Below are 549 nucleotides of genomic sequence, written 5' to 3'. Positions count from 1 at the left end.
CCGGCTCGGAGTATCCGACAAGCGGATATCCTATTTGCTTCTTTGTTTCTCTCGTTTTTCCTCTATGTCAAAGAACGATTATAACCCCGTATGGGCTATAAAGTGTAGATAAAGCATGTACTCATCTACAAAATACGCTTACCACTCAACATCCGATTGATGTCATTAGTGTGGAGAATAACGGATTCGAACCGTTGACCCCCTGCGTGCAAGGCAGGTGCTCTAGCCAGCTGAGCTAATCCCCCATTATCTGAACCTAGCCATTTGCTAAGTAAAGTGGGCCTGCCTGGACTCGAACCAGGGACCTCTACATTATCAGTGTAGCGCTCTAACCACCTGAGCTACAAGCCCGGGTCGACTCGCGGAGTCGAATCCGTGAAAAGATTGAATAAAAGGAAAAGACAACAACGGTATTACAGATTTCAACGAAATCGTGGGAGGTGAGCCCTGGCTAGTCAACCGAGTCGAAGCAAGCTCCAGAAAGGAGGTGATCCAGCCGCACCTTCCGGTACGGCTACCTTGTTACGACTTAGCCCCAGTTACCTGTTC

At 48.6% G+C, this 549-nt stretch carries 2 tRNA genes and 1 rRNA gene; all 3 read right to left on the bottom strand.

Features of this window, described 5'->3' with window-relative positions:
• Window positions 1-171: 171 nt before the first annotated feature.
• Window positions 172-245, bottom strand: a tRNA-Ala gene (locus LF252_RS22705).
• 32 nt (window positions 246-277) lie between these two features.
• Window positions 278-351 (bottom strand) — tRNA-Ile (locus LF252_RS22700).
• Window positions 352-480: 129 nt separating this feature from the next.
• Window positions 481-549, bottom strand: a 16S ribosomal RNA gene (locus tag LF252_RS22695); the annotation flags it as partial.

The organism is Hymenobacter pini (genome assembly GCF_020421205.1).
Lineage (GTDB): Bacteria > Bacteroidota > Bacteroidia > Cytophagales > Hymenobacteraceae > Hymenobacter > Hymenobacter pini.
The sequence above is the reverse complement of the archived record's forward strand: the minus strand, read 5'-3'. Positions and strand labels throughout refer to the sequence as shown.